This window comes from Brevundimonas sp. (assembly GCF_029946145.1).
GTDB lineage: Bacteria > Pseudomonadota > Alphaproteobacteria > Caulobacterales > Caulobacteraceae > Brevundimonas.
In genome coordinates this window covers 35,601-51,665 of record NZ_JAQSDY010000030.1, presented here as the reverse complement: position 1 = coordinate 51,665, position 16,065 = coordinate 35,601, and the positions used below count along the sequence as shown (strand labels likewise).

Annotated in this window: 19 protein-coding genes; 6 read left to right on the top strand and 13 right to left on the bottom strand. The window is 68.4% G+C overall.

The features are described 5' to 3' along the window. The first annotated feature begins 33 nt into the window (after nt 1–33). The 5 genes from PSV23_RS16485 (at nt 34) to PSV23_RS16465 (ending at nt 4,734) form a co-directional block, all read left to right on the top strand. Complete coding sequence (locus PSV23_RS16485; RefSeq protein WP_300471218.1) at nt 34–822, top strand: class I SAM-dependent methyltransferase; 789 nt, start codon at nt 34–36, stop codon at nt 820–822. Nucleotides 823–832: 10 nt separating this feature from the next. Beyond that, entirely contained in the window at nt 833–1,336 is a 504-nt protein-coding gene (locus tag PSV23_RS16480) for a histidine phosphatase family protein (protein WP_300471215.1), read from the top strand. Continuing rightward, entirely contained in the window at nt 1,333–1,689 is a 357-nt protein-coding gene (locus tag PSV23_RS16475) for a DUF952 domain-containing protein (protein WP_300471212.1), read from the top strand. The genes PSV23_RS16480 and PSV23_RS16475 overlap by 4 nt, the downstream gene beginning before the upstream one ends. Next, nucleotides 1,680–2,717 carry a quinone-dependent dihydroorotate dehydrogenase gene (locus PSV23_RS16470; protein ID WP_300471210.1) on the top strand — a complete coding sequence of 346 codons (1,038 nt, stop codon included), beginning with the start codon at nt 1,680–1,682 and terminating at the stop codon, nt 2,715–2,717. Before PSV23_RS16475 ends, PSV23_RS16470 begins: the two co-directional genes overlap by 10 nt. 64 nt (nt 2,718–2,781) lie before the next feature. After that, complete coding sequence (locus tag PSV23_RS16465; RefSeq protein ID WP_300471208.1) at nt 2,782–4,734, top strand: ATP-binding protein; 1,953 nt, start codon at nt 2,782–2,784, stop codon at nt 4,732–4,734. On the opposite strand, the gene PSV23_RS16460 is transcribed toward PSV23_RS16465, so the two are convergent. Both PSV23_RS16460 and PSV23_RS16455 read right to left on the bottom strand, forming a co-directional pair. Continuing rightward, a complete protein-coding gene (locus PSV23_RS16460) occupies nt 4,695–5,141 on the bottom strand; it encodes a very short patch repair endonuclease (protein ID WP_300471205.1) in 447 nt (148 codons plus the stop codon). The genes PSV23_RS16465 and PSV23_RS16460 overlap by 40 nt on opposite strands. Before the next feature lie 54 nt (nt 5,142–5,195). Continuing rightward, the gene (locus tag PSV23_RS16455) at nt 5,196–5,681 is read right to left on the bottom strand and encodes a peroxiredoxin (protein ID WP_300471203.1); all 486 of its coding nucleotides are present in this window, start codon (nt 5,679–5,681) and stop codon (nt 5,196–5,198) included. A 115-nt stretch (nt 5,682–5,796) separates the two neighbouring features. On the opposite strand from PSV23_RS16455, the gene PSV23_RS16450 reads away from it, so the two are divergent. Beyond that, nucleotides 5,797–6,366: a YqgE/AlgH family protein gene (locus PSV23_RS16450; RefSeq protein WP_300471201.1), complete on the top strand. Its 570-nt coding sequence runs from the start codon at nt 5,797–5,799 to the stop codon at nt 6,364–6,366. On the opposite strand, the gene PSV23_RS16445 is transcribed toward PSV23_RS16450, so the two are convergent. The 11 genes from PSV23_RS16445 to ctaD all read right to left on the bottom strand — a co-directional run bounded on the left by PSV23_RS16445 (nt 6,363) and on the right by ctaD (nt 16,047). Then, nucleotides 6,363–6,755, bottom strand: coding sequence for a hypothetical protein (locus PSV23_RS16445; RefSeq protein ID WP_300471199.1), 393 nt, complete (start codon nt 6,753–6,755; stop codon nt 6,363–6,365). The two genes, PSV23_RS16450 and PSV23_RS16445, sit on opposite strands and share 4 nt — an antisense overlap. A gap of 1 nt (nt 6,756) precedes the next feature. Further along, nucleotides 6,757–8,424, bottom strand: coding sequence for a bifunctional diguanylate cyclase/phosphodiesterase (locus PSV23_RS16440; protein ID WP_300471197.1), 1,668 nt, complete (start codon nt 8,422–8,424; stop codon nt 6,757–6,759). Nucleotides 8,425–8,472: 48 nt separating this feature from the next. Beyond that, nucleotides 8,473–9,063, bottom strand: coding sequence for a GNAT family protein (locus PSV23_RS16435; RefSeq protein ID WP_300471195.1), 591 nt, complete (start codon nt 9,061–9,063; stop codon nt 8,473–8,475). Between the two features lie 107 nt (nt 9,064–9,170). Next, nucleotides 9,171–10,382, bottom strand: a complete 1,212-nt coding sequence (locus PSV23_RS16430; protein ID WP_300471376.1) for a pitrilysin family protein — start codon at nt 10,380–10,382, stop codon at nt 9,171–9,173. Between the two features lie 50 nt (nt 10,383–10,432). Beyond that, the gene (locus tag PSV23_RS16425; protein ID WP_300471193.1) at nt 10,433–11,140 is read right to left on the bottom strand and encodes an SURF1 family protein; all 708 of its coding nucleotides are present in this window, start codon (nt 11,138–11,140) and stop codon (nt 10,433–10,435) included. Continuing rightward, the gene (locus PSV23_RS16420) at nt 11,130–11,522 is read right to left on the bottom strand and encodes a DUF983 domain-containing protein (protein WP_300471191.1); all 393 of its coding nucleotides are present in this window, start codon (nt 11,520–11,522) and stop codon (nt 11,130–11,132) included. Before PSV23_RS16420 ends, PSV23_RS16425 begins: the two co-directional genes overlap by 11 nt. Beyond that, nucleotides 11,519–12,427 (bottom strand): cytochrome c oxidase subunit 3, encoded by a 909-nt coding sequence (locus PSV23_RS16415; RefSeq protein WP_300471189.1) that lies wholly within the window; start codon nt 12,425–12,427, stop codon nt 11,519–11,521. Before PSV23_RS16415 ends, PSV23_RS16420 begins: the two co-directional genes overlap by 4 nt. Before the next feature lie 51 nt (nt 12,428–12,478). Continuing rightward, nucleotides 12,479–13,057, bottom strand: a complete 579-nt coding sequence (locus tag PSV23_RS16410) for a cytochrome c oxidase assembly protein (protein ID WP_300471187.1) — start codon at nt 13,055–13,057, stop codon at nt 12,479–12,481. Beyond that, a complete protein-coding gene (locus PSV23_RS16405) occupies nt 13,054–13,233 on the bottom strand; it encodes a hypothetical protein (protein WP_300471184.1) in 180 nt (59 codons plus the stop codon). Before PSV23_RS16405 ends, PSV23_RS16410 begins: the two co-directional genes overlap by 4 nt. 5 nt (nt 13,234–13,238) lie before the next feature. Next, a complete protein-coding gene (gene cyoE, locus PSV23_RS16400) occupies nt 13,239–14,207 on the bottom strand; it encodes a heme o synthase (RefSeq protein WP_300471182.1) in 969 nt (322 codons plus the stop codon). A 169-nt stretch (nt 14,208–14,376) separates the two neighbouring features. Beyond that, nucleotides 14,377–16,047 (bottom strand): cytochrome c oxidase subunit I, encoded by a 1,671-nt coding sequence (gene ctaD, locus PSV23_RS16395; protein WP_300471179.1) that lies wholly within the window; start codon nt 16,045–16,047, stop codon nt 14,377–14,379. Nucleotides 16,048–16,065 lie beyond the last annotated feature (18 nt).

The following is a 16,065-nucleotide window of genomic DNA, read 5'->3' as shown; positions in this document are numbered from 1 at the left end:
GCAGCCCGGCCTGACCCGGACTATGTTGATCCCATGCGGCGCAGCATCGAGGACCTTCGCATCTTCTACGGCGAGCCGGCCGGCGCCCTGGCGCGTCGTCTGCTGGCCCGGCGTCTGGAAGACGCCTGGGGCGAGGCGGCCAACAGCGACGTGCTGGGCCTCGGCTACGCAACGCCCTGGCTGGACGCCTTCGTCGGCGCGCGCCGCGTGGTCGCGGCCATGCCGGGCGGTCAGGGGGTCGAGCTGTGGCCCCCCGTCGGCAAGAACCGGACGCTTCTGGTCGACGATCGCCGCCTGCCCTTCGCCGCCGGTTCGTTCGACCGCATCCTGCTGGTCCACGCCCTGGAAGAGGCAGACGACGCCCCGGCCCTGATGGCCGAGGCCGTGCGCGCCCTGTCGCCGGCGGGGCGGATCATCCTGGTCGCGGCGGCGCGCGGCGGGCTCTGGGCGCGAGCTGAAACGACTCCCTTCGGGCATGGACGGCCCTTCACCCGGGGCCAGCTGGAGCGGCTGGTGCGGGCCGCCGGGCTGGAGCCGACCGCCTGGTCCCAGACCCTGTATGTACCGCCTTGGGGGCCGCTGCTCCCGTTGGCCGACGGCTTCGAACAGATCGGCAAGCGCATCATGCCGGGCGCGGCGGGGGTCATCCTGCTGGAGGCGACGCGTCAGGCCTATGCCCGTATCCGGCCCGGCGGGGCGGTGGCGACAGCTCCGGTGATGACGCCCGCGCTCCAGCCCCAGCCGGCGAACCGGTCGCACCGTGAGAAACTGGGCGAGAAACTGGTGGGCGGCGATCTGGCGGGAACGCGCGAACGCCCTTAAAGCCGGGGCCATGCAACGACTGATCCTGATGCGCCACGCCAAGGCCGAGAAGTCGTCCGTCTCGGGCCATGACCGTGATCGTTCCCTGTCGGACAAGGGACGGAGCGACGCCGTCGCGATGGGCCGGGCACTGGCCGCGCGGGGCATGCGGCCGGATCTTGCGTTCGTCTCCCCCTCGACCCGCACGCACCAGACCTGGGATCTGCTGCACGACGCCTTCGGCGATGTGCAGGTGCGCGAGCCCGAACCACTCTACAACGGCGGGTCCGACACCCTGCGCCACTACATCGAGGACGCCGAGGACGAGGCCGGTTGCCTGATGGTGGTGGCGCACAATCCGGGCATCCACCTGCTGGCCGTGGAGTATCTGATCGAAAGCGCGGCCTCGCCTTCGGTTCTGGATCGCATGAGCGGCGGTTTTCCGCCGGGCGCCGCCGCCATCTTCAACGTGGATGTGGCCGGCCGGTGCGCCTTCGAGGGATTCCTGCAGCCCCGCGACCTGGCCGGCGAATGACGGAGGTCGCCTTCAAGCTGGTCGACCGGACCGAATGGGCCGCCGCGCGCGCCGAGGGCGCCTATGCCGGTTCGGCGGTGGATCTGGCGGACGGCTATATCCACCTGTCGGGCGCCGACCAGCTGGCGGAGACCGCGCGGCGGCACTATGCGGGCCGCACGGACCTTATGCTGGTCGCCGTGGACCTGCGGCCTCTCGGCGATGACCTGAAGTGGGAGGCGTCGCGCGGCGGCGCCCTGTTTCCCCACCTCTACGCGCCCCTGCCGGTCGCGGCCGCGACGGACGAGCGACCGCTGTCGGTGGACGCGGGGGGCGTGATGCGTTTCGACGACGGAGCGGTCGGATGGCCCTGAACGACCTCGGCGCCGCCCTGTTGCGACAGCTCGATCCCGAGGTTGCCCACGAACTGGCGATCCGCGCCCTTCAGGCCGTACCCCTGCCCTCCCCGCCCGCCGACGACCCGATTCTGAGAACCACGATCGCGGGGCTGGACCTGCCGAACCCGGTCGGGCTGGCGGCCGGACTGGACAAGAACGGAGAGGCCCTGAGGGGTCTGGCGCGCCTTGGCTTCGGCTTCGTGGAATGCGGCTCGGTCACGCCGCGGCCGCAGCCCGGCAACCCGAAACCGCGCCTGTTCCGGCTGTCGGAAGACCGCGCCATCATCAACCGGATGGGGTTCAACAACCTGGGCCTGGACGCCTTCGCCGCCCGCCTTGAACACCGGCCCCGGTCGGTCGTGGTCGGCGCTAATCTGGGGGCCAACAAGGACACGGAAGACAAGGCGGCGGACTATGTGGCCGGCCTCAGGCGGCTGCGCGGGCTCAGCGACTATCTCACCGTCAATGTGTCCTCGCCCAATACGCCCGGGCTTCGCGCCCTGCAGGGCCGGGCGGCGCTGGATGACCTGCTGGGCCGGCTGAACGAGGCCCGGGCCGGCGATCCGACCCCGGTGTTTCTCAAGATCGCGCCCGATCTGACGGCGGCCGAGATCGGTCTGATCGTCGAGGCCAGCCTGGACCACGGAATCGACGCCCTGATCGTCTCCAACACCACCCTGGACCGGCCGGACAGCCTGCGCTCCCGGGACCGTGCGGAAGCGGGCGGGCTGTCGGGCGCGCCGCTCAAGGCGCGCGCCATGAAAGCCCTGCGCGCCGCCGCGGACGCATCGGCGGGCCGTCTTCCCCTGATCGCGGTCGGAGGGATCGATTCCGGGGCCGAGGCCTGGGCCAGGATTCGCGCCGGCGCCAGCGCCGTCCAGCTCTATTCCGCCCTGATCTACGAAGGCCCCGGGCTGATCCCACGGATAAAGCGGGATCTGACCGCCCGGCTGCGCGCCGAGGGTTTCTCCACCGTCTCCGAGGCCGTCGGCGCGGCCCGTTGACGGAGCGTTAGGGCAACCTCGGCATAGTGGGAGGAAGGCGAGAACGCCTTGCTCGGGGAACCGCATGGCGATCGCTACGGCCGGAACGCAAGCCCATGACGCCGCCACGACCGGGGCCTGGGCGACTGCAATTCGTCAACGGCGCAAGGCGTTGCTGCAGCGGCTGGGCATGGCCACGGCCGCCGCCATGATTTTCAGCCCACTGCTGGGCTGGCCACTGAGCGTCGCCTGGGTGATGGGCTATTTCACCATCCAGGCTCTGGATGTCTGGGTCTTCTCGCCGATCAACAGCGGTCGTCGCGAAACCCTGACCGGACTGCGCCTGGTCGCCGGCTGGATGATGCTGATCGCCAACGCCGCATATTTCGGCAGTCTCTCGATTCCGATGTGGCTACTGGGCGGACCGATGGGCGGCATCTGCGCCGCCATGCTGCTGTCGGCGGGCTGCATCTATTCGGTGATCAACGCACCGCGCTCGACGTCCGTCATGCTGATGACCGCCTCGGTGCAGTTCCTCTATCTGGCCGCCACCCCGGTCTTCATGGCCATCTATGGCGCATCGACCGGCTTCGTCACCGCGGCCGCGATCGCGGTGGGCGTCTTCGTCACCTACTGCCTGTCGACCTGGCAGCGGATGAACGACGCGCGCCTGGCCGAAACCGCCGCCCGGGTCGAAGCTGATCAGAAGCGGATGGACGCCGAACGCATCATGGAGGGCCGCAGCGCCTTCCTGGCCGCCATCGGTCATGATCTTCGCACCCCGATCAGCGCCATCCTCACCGGCGCCGCCGAACTCGAACGCGGCGCGACCGATGCCTCCGCGCGGTCACAAGCCCATCTGATCACCGACGCGGGCTTCATGATGAAGGCCCTGCTTGACGACCTGCTGGACCACGCCAAGCTGGACGCCGGTCACATGACGGTGGACCAGGTCGACTTCGATCTGCGCGACCTGCTGAACCAGACCGTCCGGCTCTGGCGCGGGCCGGCCCGGGCCAAGGGGCTCAAACTCCGGGTCGAGGGCGCGTCCTCCGTCCCCGACGCGGTGCGCGGGGATCCGATGCGTCTGCGTCAGGTCCTGAACAACCTGATCTCCAATGCGATGAAATTCACCGACACCGGGTCCATCACCCTGCGCCTGAAGGCGTGGGCGGACGAGCCGGGCGGCCACGCCGTGCTCATCGAGATCGCCGACACCGGGCCGGGCATGACCTCCGAGCAGCTCGACCGGCTTTTCACGCCCTTTGACCAGACCATCGCCGGCGTCAGCACCGTCCACGGCGGCACCGGCCTGGGTCTGGCCATCAGCCGCCAGCTCGTCGAGTTGATGGACGGACGCCTGACAGCGCGGAGCCGGCCGGGCGCCGGCGCCCAGTTCACCCTGTCGCTGCACCTCCAGCCCGGCGAGGCCGTCGCTGTCGAGGCGCCCGTTCTGGATCAGGAGAGCCGCGACGCCGTCGCCCGCTCCCTGTCGGGCCGCCGCTCGGCCGCCGCCGAACAGATCGCCGCGCCCCAGCCCCTGTACGAGGCTCCGCCCCTCCCCGCGCCGCTGATGGTCGAGGACGCCGGCGCATCGGAGGCCGCTTGCGAGGACGATGACGAGGGCCGGCCCATGCGGGTGCTGGTCGTCGACGATCATGACATCAACCGCCGCGCCATCCAGCTGATCCTGCAGCCTCTGGGCTGCGACATCGCCACCGCCGCCGACGGCATGCAGGCGTTGAAGATCTGCGAGCACACCGCCTTCGACCTGATCTTCATGGACGTGCGGATGCCCGAGCTGGACGGCCGCGAGACCACCCGCCGCATCCGCGCCGGCGGCGGCCCCAACGCCGTGGCGCCGATCATCGCCGTCACCGCCGACACCTCGGCCGACGACATCGCCGCCTGCACGGCAGCGGGCATGACCTATTTCGTGCCCAAGCCGATCACGCCGCCAATGCTTCTGGGCGCCATCACCCACGTGATGACCATGGCTCAATCCGAAGAGCCCGTGGCGGAAACCGCCGCGGCCTGATCCCGCACCTCGGCCACCAACCGCTCCGCGAAGCCGTCCGCCTTCATGGCGCATTCCCAGACCGTGACCACCCGCCAGCCCGCCGCCGTCAAGGCCGCCCGGCTGGCCTCGTCACGCGCCCGGTTGCGATCGATCTTGGCGGTCCAGTAGGCGGCATTGGCCTTGGGCTTTCGCGCGCCCCTCGCGCAATCGTGGCCGTGCCAGAAACAGCCGTGCACGAAGACCGCGACCCTCCGGCCCTTCATCACCAGATCCGGGCGGCCCGGCAGGCCCGCGCCGCCCAGACGGTAACCGATCCCGGCCGCGCGCAGAATACGGCGCACGGCCATCTCGGGCGTCGTGTCATGGCTCTTCACCCGGCGCATGACCGCGCTGCGTTTCTCGGGGGTGAAGACGTCGGTAGTCACCAATCAAACCCTGCGCTCAAGCAGCGAGGGACCGCGTCCCGAGCGATAGCGCCTTTAAAGCTGAGCCAGCAGGTGCTCCGCCGACGAAACCTTGAACTCGCCCGGCTGTTCGATGTTCAGCTGTTCGACCAGGCCGTCCCTGACCAGCATGGAATAGCGCTGCGACCGCTCGCCCATGCCGAAGCCCGTGGCGTCCATCGACAGGCCCAACTGGCGGGTGAAGTCGCCGTTGCCGTCGCCCAGCATGACGATCTCGTCCTTGCCGACGCCCTGGCTGTCGGCCCAGGCGCCCATGACGAAGGCGTCGTTGACCGAGACACAGGCGATCGTGTCCACGCCCTTGCCGGCCAGGTCCTCGCGCAGGTCCTTGTAGCCCGGCAGGTGATACGCCGAGCAGGTCGGGGTGAAAGCGCCGGGTACGGCGAACAGGGCCACGGTCTTGCCGGCGAAGATGTCGTCGGTGGTGACCGGCCTGGGGCCGTCGTCGGTGGCGCGGGTCAGGTTGGACGAGGGGATGCGGTCGCCGATCTGGACGGTCATGGGCAGGCTCCGGGATGGGTGTGAGGACAAAACGTTCCGCTCAGATAGGCGTTGCCGCCCCTCCCGCCAACCGCCCCGACTTGCGAACGCCGCCGTCCATGCCGATGATAGGGTCATGGACGAATTCCAATCCCTGGCCGGGCGGCTGCTGGTGGCCATGCCCGGCATCAGCGACCCCCGGTTCGAGCACGCGGTCATCCTGATCTGCGCCCACCGGCCGGATCACGCCATGGGGCTGAGGCTGGACCGGCCCGCGCCCGGCGTGAACCTGAAGAAGGTTCTGACCCGGCTGGACACCCCCGTGACCGACGATGCCGCCAGCCGCGCCGTGCTGATCGGCGGGCCGGTGGAGCGCGAGCGGGGCTTTGTGCTGCACACCGACGACTGGCTGGTCGACGACGCCTCGCTGGCGTTCGGCGCCGGCTTCGCCATGACAGGCACGCGCGAGGCGCTGCTGGCCATGGTGGATCCGGCTATGGGCCCGCACCACTCGGTGCTGCTGCTCGGCTACGCCGGCTGGGGCGACGGCCAGCTGGAGGACGAACTGGGCGAGAATGTCTGGTTGGTCGCCGACGCCGATCCCGAGCTGATCTTCGACCCCGACCACGAGAGCAAATGGGGCCGGGTGCTGGCCGGTCTGGGCGTCGATCCGGCGCGACTGTCGGGACAGATCGGCCGGGCTTAGGAGCTCACGCGGCGGCATGCCGTGAGCAGCCAACGCTGGCGATCTGTAAGCGTGTCGTCCCAGCCCGGAGCCAATTCCTTCACGCGCACGGGGCTGGACCTGTGAGACCGGCGGGCAACCACCCCGACCAAGCCGTCTGCGCGGCCTTTCACCGTTCCGCACCACAGTTCAAGCACGGCGTCCTGACGGCCGTCAGCGTCCCGGAACTGGCCGGTGTTGATCAGCTCGATCGCCACATCGCCAATCGTTGGATCGCTGGCCCTGACGGCCTCGAAGATGGGCGCTGGACTGCGGGCCTTCATCCGATCGTAGGCGCCCCACCCCACCAGGGCGATGGCGAGAACAACAGGCAATATTCTCACGAGCACCGGCGGCTTGCCGTCCGCCATCCTAGGCCGACCGCGCCCTGATCGGCGCCGTGCCGTCGGCCAGGGATTCGTTCAGATAGACCTCGGCCTCCTGGGCCGGCAGGGCCTGGGCGTAGCCGAAGCCCTGGCCGTAGTGGCACTGGGCGTCCAGCAGCAGCTTGGCCAGTCCGGCGTTCTCGACCCCCTCGGCGACGACGTCGAGGCCCAGATCGCGGCCCAGATTGACCACCGACTTGACGATCTTCGAAGAGCCCTCGTCCTTGTCCATGGTCAGAACGAAATAGCGGTCGATCTTCAGCGTATCGAACGGCAGCTTGGCCAGCCACGTGAGGGACGAGAAGCCGGTGCCGAAATCGTCCAGCGCCAGCGACGCCCCGGCCTCGCGCAGCCGCGTCAGGGTGTCAGCCGCACGCGAGGTGTCGCGCATGATGTCGCCCTCGGTCACCTCCAGCTTCAGCGCGCTCTTGGGCAGGCCGGCCTCGGTGATGATGCGGGTGACGTCCGCGACCAGATCGGCCCGTTCGATCTCGCCTACCGACAGATTGACGCTGCAGAACAGCTTGCCCGCCGACGGATGGCGCTGCAGCCATTCGGCCAGCTGGCGCGACGCCGAGGTCATCATCAGCAGGCCCAGTTCGTTCATCAGGCCCATCTCGTCGGCCAGACCCAGGAATTCGTCGGGTGGCACCAGTCCGCGCTTGGGGTGACGCCAGCGGGCCAGGGCCTCGAACCCGGCGACCGCCCCGGTCAGCAGGTTCACGATCGGCTGATAGAAGGGCTCGATCTCGCCGCGGACGAAGGCGTTCCTCAGGTCGGCCTCGAGCGCCAGACGGGACAGGCTGTCGCTTTCCAGCGCCCGGCCATAGGCCGCCACGCCGCCGCGGCCCGCCGTCTTGGCCTGTTCGACGGCCAGTTCGACGCGGCGCAGCAGTTCCGCGGGATCGGGCGCGTCCGGCCCGCCCTCGGCCGAGGCCGAGCCGATCGAGACGGTCGGATAGATGTCGAAGCCGGCGATCCGCAGCGGCTGTTCCATCGCCTCGCGCACCCGTTCGGCCACCATGCCCGTGCCGCGCGGGGCCAGGACGGCGAACTCGTCCTCGCCGATGCGGGCGGCGTTGGCGTCATGGGCGAAGGCGGCGTTGAGGCGCGAACCGAGGGCGGACAGGACCAGATCGGCCCGCGCATGCCCCAGCGCCTCGTTCAGCCGGCGAAGGCGGTCGACATCGGCCACAACCAGCTCATAGTCGCCGGGTTGGGTCAGGGTCTCGCCGGCGCGGGCCAGGAAGGTGCGCCGGTCCAGCAACCCCGTCAGGTGATCCCGGTGCGAGGCCGCGAACTTTGTCTCCAGGGCGACGACCCCGGCGGCGCGCAGGCCGTCTTCCAGCCAGACGCCGCGCCAGATGCAGGTCTCGGAGTCGCGCATGCGCAGGCGCACGGCGACCTCGGTCCCCTCCTCCTGTGGCTTGAGAATCTTTTCGGCCAGCGACCGGTCCTGCGGCGTCGCCACGGCGGTGAAGGCCGCGCCTGAACACTCCGGCGCCAGCGGACCGAGGCCCAGCGCCCGGGTGGCCCCGGTGAAGCGCATCTGGTCGTCGGCGGGCGTCCAGATCCACAGCGCGGCATCGGCGGCGGCCAGCGCCTCGATGGCGGTCGTCGCGTCCCAGGCCAGACTTCTGGAGCGAGTGTTCAAACGCCTTACCGGGTCCTGACTGGACGGGCCCCCAGGGATCACCCCTGATCAGCCGCCACGCGCGGCTCCGTCATTCACGACGCCGAACAGGAGATGGTCTGCCCATGCGCCGTTAATTTTGAGATAAGCCCGGGCCTGCCCCTCGAGTTCGAAGCCCGCTTTTTCCAGAACCCGGCGCGAGGCGAGGTTGCCGGGCACGCAGGCCGCCTCGACCCGGTGCAGGTTCAGATCGTCGAAGGCGTAGGCGACCATGGCTCGCACCGCCGCCGTCGCGTGCCCCCGCCCCGCGAAAGGCTTGCCGATCCAGTAGCCCAGGGTCCCCGTCTCGGCCACGCCGCGCCGGATATTGGACAGGGTGATGGCGCCGATCAGCGCCTGGTCCGCATCCGCGAAGATGAAGAAGGGCCAGGCGTTGCCGACTTCCATTTCACGCGCATAGATCGCCAGCCGCCGCTTGTAGGCGGCCCGGGTCAGATCGTCCTCGGGCCAGCTGGGCTCCCACGGCTGCAGATAGGCGTGGCTGGCCTGACGCAGGGTCGCCCAGGCCTCGTGGTCCCCGGCGCGCGGGGCCCTCAGGGTGACGCCGGCGCCCTTCACAACCGGACCGGTCGCCTCATTGATCCAGTCCAGCAGGGCCATGTGAAAAGATAGCGTCCGACGAGGGACTTTGGAAAGCGGTGCCTCCCCTTTTCTGTCCTTCCGGGGGCGCCGCGGGCGAACCCGAAGGGGCGGGTGAAGCGGGACAGTCAGCCGAAAAGGGTCTGGTGGAACGCCTCCCCGGCGGGCGCCGCAGCCTTCGGCCCCAGCACCGCGGTCGCGGCCTTGCCGCCGCCCAGTGACAGCGCCGCCGCCCCGCGCACGTCCTCCGCCGTCTGGGCCAGCATGCGTTCGGCCATGGTCTCCGACGGGATCGGGGCGCCGAACATCAGCACCTGCGCCGCCGCCCGGCCCGCGCGCGCCGACGGACTTTCGTCCGACATCCACAGGCCCGCGTTCATCACGGCCTTGGCCCGCGACAGCTCCGCCGCCGTCGGTCCCGTTTCCGCCAGGGCCCTCAGCTCGGCGGCGCAGACCCTGGCCAGCTCGACCGCCCGTTCGGCGGCTGCGCCGGCGTAGATTCCCAGGACGCCAGCATCCTCATAGGGCTCGTGATAGGCGTCGATGGCATAGGCCAGACCCCGCTCCTCGCGGGCGCTCTGGAACAGGCGCGAGGCCATGCCGCCGCCCAGGATCTCGGTCATCAGCCGCGCCGCGGCATAGGCCGGATCCCCCGCCGCCGGGGCCGGCAGCTGGAAAACGATATTGGCCTGCTCGATCCGCCGCGACAGGGCCGCGTCACCGCCGGTGAAACGCGGAACGTCCGGCTCGGCCGCCGCCATCGCCGTCTCCGCGCCGAACCAGCGCTCCGCCAGGGCCAGAAGCTCGGCCTCGTCGACCGCCCCGGACACCGCCACCACCATACGGTCGGGCGAATACAGGCGCGCGCGCCAGTCGCTGATCGAGGCGCGGGTGATCGGCTGCAGGCTCTTCACCGAGCCCAGGATCGGGCGGCCCAGCGGCTGTCCTTTCCAGGCCTGGGTCTGGGCCATTTCGAACACATGGTCGTCGGGCGTGTCGAAGGCCTCGGCGATCTCCTGGGCGACCACGTCCTTCTCGCGCTCGATCTCGTCGGAATCGAGCGTGGGACGGAAGACCAGATCCGACACCACCTGCATGGCCAGCGGCAGGGAGCCGTCCAGCGCGCGAACCTCGAAACTGGTGCGCTCATAGCCGGTGGAAGCATTCAGCGACCCGCCCTCGGCCTCGATCCGTTCGACGATCTCGCGCGCGCCCATGTCGCCTGCGCCCTTGAAGACGAGGTGTTCGAGGCAATGGGACCAGCCCGAGGTGGCTTCGGTCTCCCATTTCGCCCCGCCGCGGACGGCGACGGTCAGGGCCAGGGTGCGCAGGCCGGGCATCGGATCGCAGACGACGCGGACGCCGTTGGACAGGGTGTGCAAGGTGGCGGTCAGGAGGTGAGCTTTCGACGCAGCAGGACGATGTAGAAACCGGCGAGGGCCAGCGCCAGCCCGAACCATGTCAACGCATAGCCGAGGTGGTTGTTCGAGAAGGCGGCGGGCGGCGCCGAGGGTTCGAGCGCCAGCCATTCGGGGTTGGACGAGGTGGTGGCGAAGATCATCGGACTGGCCAGCCATTTGCGGACGCCCAAGGCCCGGCCCATCGCGAGGTGGTCGCGGGCGTAGAAGACATCGCCCTCGGGCGGCGGAGCGAACTCCGACGGTTTGGGCGGCATGCGCAGCTGGCCGATGATCCGCACAGATTCGTTCGAAGGCCGGACGGACGGGCGCGCGGAAATGGCCGCGGACACGAAGCCGCGGTCAATCAGGGTGACGAAGGGCTTGCTGGGCAGGGGGCAGGCCGAGATCAGGCGGACGCCGATCTCGCCGTTTTCGATGGTCTTCATCTCGACGAACGGCGCGGTGGCCAGACCGGGGCAGTCGATGATGACGCTGCGGAATTCATGACGGGGCCGATAGACCTGCATCACCGGAACGGGCGGATGGGTAGCCGCCGCCTCGGCCTCGGCAATCAGGCCGGCCTTCCACTGCATCCGCTGGACCTGCCAGACGCCCAGCGAGACCAGCAGGACGCAGGCGAGGACGCAGACGATCGTCAGGCCCCACGGAAACCGGACGCGTGCCGCCTCAATCGTCATTGCGCGCCTGGCCAGCCTTGTTGCGCATCTGCAGGGCGATCATCACGCCCTTGCCCGGGCGCATCAACCCGATCGACAGCGCCGCCGTCAGCGGCAGGGCGACGGCCAGCATGGCCCATATCGGCGGATTGTAAGCGATCTGGATGAACAGGGCCCCGAACACCACGATCCCGCCGGCGATCTGCATCACGAAGATGGCGGCGCCGTCTCCCGTGTTCATCCGGGTGAAGTCGAAGCCGCAGACCGCGCAGCGCTCGACCACCTTCAGGAAGCCGGCGAACAGCGGACCCTTGCCGCAGTTGGGACAGCGGCAAAGAAGTCCGGCGCGGATCGGATCGACCCGCGCCGGTTGAGGATCAAGCCCTGTGGGGCCTTCCGTCACCCGAAGGTGACGTAGACGAAGGCGAAGAGGAACAGCCAGACCACGTCCACGAAATGCCAGTACCAGGCCGCGGCTTCGAAGCCGAAATGCTTGGCCGGGCTCATCTGGCCGGCCAGAAGGCGAAGCAGGCAGACGATCAGGAAGATGGTGCCGATCAGGACGTGGAAGCCGTGGAAGCCGGTCGCCATGAAGAAGATCGAACCGTAGAGGCCCGAGTTCGCCGCTTCCTCGTTGAAGAACAGGTTCTCGTGGATGATGTGCTGGTACTCATAGGCCTGAACCGCGGTGAACAGGATGCCGAGGGCGACGGTGATGGCCAGGCCGATCTTGGCGGCCTTGCGGTCGCCGACCTGCAGCGCGTGGTGCGCCCAGGTGACGGTCGTGCCCGACAGCAGCAGGATCACGGTGTTCAGCAGCGGCAACTGCCAGGCGTCCAGCGTCTCGACGCCCTTGGGCGGCCAGGTCGACCAGGCGGCGGCCGTGTTGGCCCAGTTGCTGACTTCCGGAATGTGGGCGCGGGCTTCGTTGAAGACCGCCATCTCGAAGAACATCCAGAAGAAGGCCACGAAGAACATCACCTCCGAGGCGATGAACAGCATCATGCCGTAGCGCAGGCCGAGGGAGACGACCGGCGTGTGATCACCCGCCTTGCTCTCCTTGATCACGTCGGCCCACCAGCCGAACATCGACACCAGCACGCCGGCGAAACCGGCGAAGAACAGGGCCTTGTCGCCCTTGGCCAGAAGGGCGGCGGCGACCTGACCGGCGTCCTCGCCGACCAGACCCTTCATCCAGACCACGGCCCCGACCATCATGGTCGTGACGGCGATGGAAGCGACCAGCGGCCAGGGGCTGGGGTTCACCAGGTGATAGTCGTGGTGCGGAGTGGCGTGAGCGTCGGCCATCAGGGTCTCTTGAAGTGGTCGAGATACGTATGCGGCAGGCTATAGCGTCCGCTATCCGGCTGCGCCAGAGGGTTGGCGAGCCGCTTGGCCGGCGTTGGACGCCAGTTCGGCGGGCCGGGTCGGATAGAAGGTGTAGCTGAGGGTGATTTCGCGGACGCCGCGGCTCTCGCGATCCGTCGCCATCTCGGGCGCGACGAAATACTGGACCGGGAATTTCAGGGTCTCGCCGGGCTGGATCGTCTGCCCCTCGAAGCAGAAGCACTGCAGTTTCTGAAAATACGGGCCCGCCCGTTCGGGCACGACATTGTAGGACGCCGTGGCGTGGATCGGCTGGTCCGAGGTGTTCGTCACGTCGAAATAGGCCATGCCGGTCTCGCCGATTCGCACCCGCTGGCTGACCTGTTCCGCGCGGAAGGTCATCGGCAGGTCGCGGACATTGGTGTCGAAACGAATCAGCACCGTCTCGTCCAGCATGTGGTCGGGCGCTTTCTCGGCCTTGCGGACCGTGCCGTCGAAGCCGGTCACCTGACAGAACATGCGGTACAGCGGCACCGCCGCGAAGGCCGCGCCGGTCATGCCCATGACGCCCACGGCGCAGGCGATGGCGATGGCGTTACGGGACAGTTTCATCCGGCGTAGCCGACCGGACGGCCCTCGGCGATCGCGTCGGCGCGGGCGTCCAGATTGCGCTTCAGGTTCAGCACGGTCACGCCGAACACCAGCACGATGAAGACGACCAGCGCCCCGGCGATGGCCAGGTTGCGCTTGTTGCGGGCTTGCAGCTGTTCCGGAGTCAGGCGGGTCATGGTGGTTACAGTCCAGGGATGGCGGCGACGCTCTCGACCAACAGGGCCGCGAACAGGGCCATCAGATACAGGATCGAGAAGGCGAACAGGTTGCGCGCCGGTTTGGCCTCGGCGCGGACATCATACAATGCGGCCTCTCGTCCCACGGCCTCGGCCTTGTCGGGCTGGTCGCCGGCGCGGCTGCGATACAGGCGCGCGGCGAGGAACAGGAAGCCCAGGCCCCCGATGATGGACACGGCCAGATACAGAAGGCCGCCCATCCCCGTCAGCCCCGGCGCGACCGCCACGGGCACGAAGACCAGGGTGTAGAGCAGTATCTGCAGCCGGGTGCTCTTCGCTCCGCGCGCCACGGGCATCATCGGAATGCCCGCCTTGGCGTAGTCGCCCGCCGAATACAGGGCCAGGGCCCAGCTGTGCGGCGGGGTCCACAGGAAGATGATCAGGAACAGCAGCCACGCCTGCCACGGCGCCTGGCCGGTCGCCGCGGCCCAGCCGATCACCGGCGGGAAGGCGCCCGCCGCCCCGCCGATGACGATGTTCTGGGGCGTCCGACGCTTCAGCAGCAGGGTGTAGAAGGCCGCGTAATAGACGATGGTCAGCAGCAGCAGGCCGCCGGCCAGCCAGTTGGTCGTCATGCCCAGCAGCATGACCGAGAAGACCGACAGGATGACGCCGAACGTCATCGCATCGTTCTTGTTCACGCGCCCCGCCGCGACCGGGCGGCCCCGCGTGCGCCGCATCAGGGCGTCGGTCTCGCCCTCCAGCGCCATGTTCAGCGCCCCCGCCGCGCCGGCGCCCACGGCGATGCACAGGATGGCGATGACGCCCGATATCCAGTCGATGTCGCCGCCGGCCACGACCAGACCGGTGACGGCGGTGAAGATCACCAGCGACATCACGCGCGGCTTCAGCAGCTGGAAGAAGTCTTCCGGCTGGGCCATCGAGATCGCGGGTGGCGTGGCGTCGGCGGGCATCCGCTACCTTCTACTCCGTCGTCCTCGGGCTTGTCCCGAGGACCCATTCTTCCGTCGCAACGGACGAGGGCCCAGACGCACCGACGCCTGAGCCCCCTTCGCATTCCATCGCGCCAATCCCGTCATGGATCCTCGGGACAAGCCCGAGGATGACGGGGCTGGGTAGTTCCTAGTGCTCGTCGCTCTTGACCACCGGCAGTTCGTTGAACTGGTGATGCGGCGGCGGCGAGGACAGGGTCCACTCCAGCGTCGTGGCGCCTTCGCCCCACGGGTTGGCGACGCCCTTGCGGCGGCGGATCGCGGACTCGGCCAGCATGATCAGGAAGACCAGCACGCCGACGGCCGTGATCGCATAGCCGATCGACGAAACCATGTTCCAGTAGGCGTAGCCGTCCGCGTAGTCGACGTAGCGCCGCGGCATGCCCTGCAGACCGAGGAAGTGCTGCGGGAAGAACACCAGGTTCACGCCTACGAACATGATCCAGAAGTGAAGGCAGCCGAGGAACTCATTGTACTTCACGCCGAACATCTTCTCGAACCAGTAGTAGAAGCCGGCGAAGATGGCGAAGACGGCGCCCAGCGACAGCACGTAGTGGAAGTGGGCCACGACGTAATAGGTGTCGTGCAGGCTGTAATCGATGCCCGCGTTGGCCAGGACCACGCCGGTCACGCCGCCGACGGTGAACAGGAAGATGAAGCCGATCGCCCACAGCATGGGCGTCTTGAAGCTGATGGAACCGCCCCACATGGTGGCGATCCAGCTGAAGATCTTCACGCCCGTCGGCACCGCGATGATCATGGTGGCGGCGATGAAGTAGGCGCGCAGGTTCACGCTCATGCCGACCGTGTACATGTGGTGCGCCCACACGATGAAGCCGACGAAGCCGATGGCGACCATGGCGTAGGCCATGGCGAGATAGCCGAAGATGGGCTTCTTCGAGAAGGTCGAGACGATGTGGCTGATGATGCCGAAGCCCGGCAGGATCAGGATGTAGACCTCGGGGTGGCCGAAGAACCAGAACAGGTGCTGGAACATGACGGGGTCGCCGCCGCCGGCCGGGTCGAAGAAGCTGGTGCCGAAGTTGCGGTCGGCCAGCAGCATGGTGATGGCGCCGGCCAGGACAGGCAGCGACAGCAGCAGCAGGAAGGCGGTGATCAGCACCGACCAGGCGAACAGGGGCATCCGGTGCAGCGTCATGCCCGGCGCCCGCATGTTGAAGATGGTGGTGATGAAGTTGATCGCGCCCAGAATCGAACTGGCGCCCGCCACGTGCAGCGAGAAGATCGCCAGATCCATGGCCGGACCGGGGTGACCGGTCGTGGAGAGCGGCGGATAGATGGTCCAGCCGCCGCCGAAGCCCTTGCCCGGGCCGCCGTCGACGAACATCGACAGGCACAGCAGCACCCAGGCCGCGACCAGCAGCCAGAACGAGACGTTGTTCATGCGCGGGAAGGCCATGTCCGGCGCGCCGATCATGATCGGAACGAACCAGTTGCCGAAGCCGCCGATCATCGCCGGCATGACCATGAAGAAGATCATGATCAGGGCGTGGGCCGTGACGGTGACGTTGTATCCGTGCTTGGACGCCTCAACGAGGCCCAGCTTGTCGATCAGGCCGCCCTGGACGAAATACTGGATGCCCGGTTCGGCCAATTCGAGGCGGATGAAGCCCGACAGGATGCCGCCCACCAGGCCCGCCATGATGGCGAACAGCAGGTACAGCGTGCCGATGTCCTTGTGATTGGTCGACAGGAACCAGCGGGTGAAGAAACCCGGCTTGTGGTCGTGGTCGTCATGACCGTCGTGGTCATAAGCGAGGTTTTCGGCTGCGGTGGCCATGGTTGCGGGCTCTCGCGG

Excerpts from the sequence above, each read along its gene's own strand:
- PSV23_RS16485 (WP_300471218.1), top strand. The coding sequence starts at position 34 with ATGCGGCGCAGCATCGAGGACCTTCGCATCTTCTACGGCGAGCCGGCC.
- PSV23_RS16480 (WP_300471215.1), top strand. The coding sequence starts at position 833 with ATGCAACGACTGATCCTGATGCGCCACGCCAAGGCCGAGAAGTCGTCC.
- PSV23_RS16475 (WP_300471212.1), top strand. The coding sequence starts at position 1,333 with ATGACGGAGGTCGCCTTCAAGCTGGTCGACCGGACCGAATGGGCCGCC.
- PSV23_RS16470 (WP_300471210.1), top strand. The coding sequence starts at position 1,680 with ATGGCCCTGAACGACCTCGGCGCCGCCCTGTTGCGACAGCTCGATCCC.
- PSV23_RS16465 (WP_300471208.1), top strand. The coding sequence starts at position 2,782 with ATGGCGATCGCTACGGCCGGAACGCAAGCCCATGACGCCGCCACGACC.
- PSV23_RS16455 (WP_300471203.1), bottom strand. The coding sequence starts at position 5,681 with ATGACCGTCCAGATCGGCGACCGCATCCCCTCGTCCAACCTGACCCGC.
- PSV23_RS16450 (WP_300471201.1), top strand. The coding sequence starts at position 5,797 with ATGGACGAATTCCAATCCCTGGCCGGGCGGCTGCTGGTGGCCATGCCC.
- PSV23_RS16445 (WP_300471199.1), bottom strand. The coding sequence starts at position 6,755 with ATGGCGGACGGCAAGCCGCCGGTGCTCGTGAGAATATTGCCTGTTGTT.
- PSV23_RS16435 (WP_300471195.1), bottom strand. The coding sequence starts at position 9,063 with ATGGCCCTGCTGGACTGGATCAATGAGGCGACCGGTCCGGTTGTGAAG.
- PSV23_RS16430 (WP_300471376.1), bottom strand. The coding sequence starts at position 10,382 with ATGCCCGGCCTGCGCACCCTGGCCCTGACCGTCGCCGTCCGCGGCGGG.
- PSV23_RS16425 (WP_300471193.1), bottom strand. The coding sequence starts at position 11,140 with ATGACGATTGAGGCGGCACGCGTCCGGTTTCCGTGGGGCCTGACGATC.
- PSV23_RS16415 (WP_300471189.1), bottom strand. The coding sequence starts at position 12,427 with ATGGCCGACGCTCACGCCACTCCGCACCACGACTATCACCTGGTGAAC.
- PSV23_RS16410 (WP_300471187.1), bottom strand. The coding sequence starts at position 13,057 with ATGAAACTGTCCCGTAACGCCATCGCCATCGCCTGCGCCGTGGGCGTC.
- PSV23_RS16405 (WP_300471184.1), bottom strand. The coding sequence starts at position 13,233 with ATGACCCGCCTGACTCCGGAACAGCTGCAAGCCCGCAACAAGCGCAAC.
- cyoE (WP_300471182.1), bottom strand. The coding sequence starts at position 14,207 with ATGCCCGCCGACGCCACGCCACCCGCGATCTCGATGGCCCAGCCGGAA.
- ctaD (WP_300471179.1), bottom strand. The coding sequence starts at position 16,047 with ATGGCCACCGCAGCCGAAAACCTCGCTTATGACCACGACGGTCATGAC.